Here is a 3,377-nt window from a genome sequence, read left to right as displayed (position 1 = left end):
TAAGCATCAATTAAATCTGTTTGAGTCAATATATCCTCTTAAAACTTACAGTACAGTGGGTCAGATATTATCAGGTTTAGAAGAACCAGAAGATGAGTTATTTGACCTCTCACAAAAAAGCTATTCAAAAGCTAAACATTATGGTAAAACTCAGGGACAAATCGAGGTTAATTTACAGGGTTTAGGTCCGACTATTCGCTCGGAACATCACGGTAATATTGAATTTAGGAGATTATCTTTAGAATTAGGGGGAAAGATAGTTAATGAGTTAGAAGCAGGGTTAAAAATGAGACGTTTAACTGTGCGGGAATGTGCGAGAATACAAACTTTTCCCGATGATTTTCAATTTGTGCGTCCACAAAATAAGGGAGATGGAAAATATTCACTTTCGGCTACGGATGGTTACAAACTAATTGGTAATGCTGTGCCACCTTTGCTTGCTTACCATATTGCTAGACACCTAGAATATCAATGGGATTATTTGTTTGAAGATATTTATTCAGTCAGCAAAAATTTATGTGTAGCATTGCCTTAATAATTTCTGCTAATTATCAATTATGAAGTGGGGAGAATAAATAAAAATAATCTCCTGACGACCGACTCCTCAAAATCCCAACTTTACACCTCACTCTTAAGATAACTGCTATAACCTGAGTTCGGAATCAGGGAAAAGGGCAAAATTTCCCTAACCCGAACTCACCTTGATTACAAAACCTTATGGGTGTGAGAATGTTGTTTGACGTTATCCTCCGTCCGCACGACATGAACAGCATTCAAGATGCGTTTTTTCTCTAGAGAAAAGTTTAAATCGTCTTTTTGGCTGCCCAAGGGGATTAACCCTTGCAGGTGGGGTTGATTTTTGTAGGTGCGAGTGGCCGCAATCGCCCTTTCGACAAAATTCTCGCATAATTGGGCATTATCGGGGAAATTACTGGGTATTTGAGGATTATCGTCCTGAAATACCTCTCCTAAAGCCATGGCGCGGGCAAATTCGTAGGAAGTGGGAATTCCTTTGACAATTGCCTCTAGGGCCGCCGAGGGAATCGGTTCTAACACCGCCACTTTTTCTAATTCTCCCTCCTGTTTGAGAAAACAAATTGCTAAACCGAATACACAATAATCATCTTTTGTCAAGTCAGAAATGTTTAAGAATTGTGTCGCTGTGGCCATTATTTTTATCCTGAGTCGCTCTTTATTTAATCTTGGGGGCGATGAGCGATCGAATCAAGGTTTTTATTAAGAGATATGAAGGAGAAAAATTTAGCTGGGTTGGGCGGCGCTAACGCATCCCCAATACGGAAAAAACTGAGAACTGTTAGACTAGAAACCAGCAGATTAACTGATAAACGAGCTTTATGTCACCCACTCTACTCATCTCCAAAGAACTCCCCACCCTGAAATATAATCCTAGTCTGGAGCGCTTTGATAGCTCTTGGGCGGCCCCTTTGTCCACTCTTCTGGGACTGGGACGGGCTGCCGGGGCAACTTTTATCGAATTTTTCCTCGAAAGAGTCAACTATATCAGTTGTTTAGCCGAAGATGACACCATCACCAGTCTCTCACCGAAACTATCTACAGGGGCAGGAATCCGCCTTTTTCGCGGGAAAGCTGATTGTTATGTCAGTACCAACGATTTAAGCTTCCAAGGCTTAAAAAATGCCCTAGAAAAAGGTTTATCGATTCTCGGTTTAAACCTACCCAGTCCTAACGCATATATTCCCGAAATCAATCTGGAAATGTTCCGGGATTATGCCACGGTCAAAAATAAAGATATTTGGCTGAATAATTGCAGTTCTTTGCGAGAAATGGGTGATATTCTCCTAACTGCTAACGTTCAACTCAATCAGAAAGCCTCTCACGTCCAATCTCGTCGCGCCGCTTATTTTCGCGATTGGCAAGAAATTTTAGTTGCCGCTAGTGATGGCACTTTTGCCCGGGATATTCGCCTCACCCAATCCGTGGGCTATAATCTCCTCTGTGCCGATGGGACCAATCGTTCTAGCATTGGTAAACGGGTGGGTAGTACCAGTAATCCCGATTTTCTGCGGACGTGGAATGCCGAGGAATCGGCGGCAGAAGTGGCCGAATCGGCGGGTAAAATGCTTTACGCTGACTATGTAGAATCCGGCAGTTATCCCATCGTCATGGCCAATGAATTTGGCGGCGTTATCTTCCACGAAGCCTGCGGCCATTTGCTAGAAACTACGCAAATTGAGCAAAAAACCACGCCCTTTCTCGATAAAAAAGGCGAAAAAATCGCCCACGAAAACCTGACGGCTTGGGACGAAGGATTATCCGATAAAGCTTTCGGTACTATCGATATGGACGATGAGGGAATGCCGGCCCAGCGTACTCTCCTAATTGAAAATGGTATCCTAAAAAACTTCATTGCCGATCGCACCGGTTCAATTAAAACCGGTCATCCCCGCACAGGTAGCGGTCGCCGTCAAAACTACACCTATGCCGCCGCTAGTCGGATGCGGAATACCTACATCGCACCTGGGGAATATACCCTCGATAATCTCTTTAATTCCATCGATAAAGGCATTTATTGCAAAAAAATGGGCGGTGGTAGTGTGGGGGCGACCGGGGAATTTAATTTCGCCGTCGAGGAGGCCTATCTTATCGAAAATGGCAACCTGACTAAACCCCTGAAAGGCGCGACTTTAATCGGTTCAGCCAAGGAGATTATGAATAAAATCTCTATGTGTTCCCAAGATTTAGGACTAGCGGCGGGTTTTTGCGGTTCCGTCAGTGGTAGCGTTTATGTCACCGTTGGTCAACCCCATTTAAAAGTCGATTCTATTACCGTTGGCGGTCGTTAATCATGACTTTAGTAATTCTCTACTATTTCCTCATTGCCATCATGATAGTGGGGATAATTGGCGAACTGCTGCCCGCTGTCCCCGGCATGAGTTTGATTTTAATCGCCATGCTGGTGTGGGGTTTTGTCACCAAATTCGCGGGGATGGGGGTCGCTTTAGCCGTGGCCTTTGTTATCCTTCTCCTCAGTCTGGGGGTGGAATTCCTCGCTAGTTATCTCGGCGCCCAAAAAGTTGGGGCGAGCAATTGGAGTCAAATCGGGCTAGTAGTGGGTTTATTAGCGGGAATATTCGGGCTTTTACCGGCTTTACCCATTGGCGGCCCGATTATCGGCTTATTTGTCGGTCCTGTGGTCGGGGCTTTTGTCGGAGAATACGCCTATCGTCGCGATTTGGAATTAACTCCCCGTTTGCAACAATCCCTAAAAGTCTGTGTCGGTATCGTCGTCGGCACGGTTATCGGTCACGTTGCCAAAGCTATGCTGGCCACGGCCGCCGTTATCGTCTTTATTGTCACTACCTGGCCGAATCTCTCTTCAGTTATCAGTTATCAGT

Annotated in this window: 4 protein-coding genes; 3 read left to right on the top strand and 1 reads right to left on the bottom strand. The window is 44.7% G+C overall.

Translation table 11 applies throughout. The annotated features are described in order from the left end of the window. Positions 1–535, top strand: a 535-nt coding sequence (locus PX636_RS03145) for a DNA cytosine methyltransferase (protein ID WP_288116194.1), incomplete at its 5' end; no start/stop codon positions are given. Between the two features lie 170 nt (positions 536–705). Here the strand turns inward: PX636_RS03145 and PX636_RS03140 are convergent. Further along, positions 706–1,170 carry a hypothetical protein gene (locus PX636_RS03140; protein WP_002757789.1) on the bottom strand — a complete coding sequence of 155 codons (465 nt, stop codon included), beginning with the start codon at positions 1,168–1,170 and terminating at the stop codon, positions 706–708. Between the two features lie 185 nt (positions 1,171–1,355). Between PX636_RS03140 and PX636_RS03135 the strand changes: the two genes are divergently transcribed. Continuing rightward, complete coding sequence (locus PX636_RS03135) at positions 1,356–2,825, top strand: TldD/PmbA family protein (protein ID WP_012266273.1); 1,470 nt, start codon at positions 1,356–1,358, stop codon at positions 2,823–2,825. A gap of 2 nt (positions 2,826–2,827) precedes the next feature. Beyond that, a partial coding sequence (locus PX636_RS03130; RefSeq protein ID WP_288116192.1) for a DUF456 domain-containing protein occupies positions 2,828–3,377 on the top strand: 550 nt, incomplete at its 3' end.

This window comes from Microcystis sp. M53598_WE2 (assembly GCF_030067735.1).
Taxonomy (GTDB): Bacteria; Cyanobacteriota; Cyanobacteriia; order Cyanobacteriales; family Microcystaceae; genus Microcystis; species Microcystis aeruginosa.
Note: the sequence above shows the minus strand (reverse complement) of the source record. Positions and strands in the feature narration are given on the sequence as shown.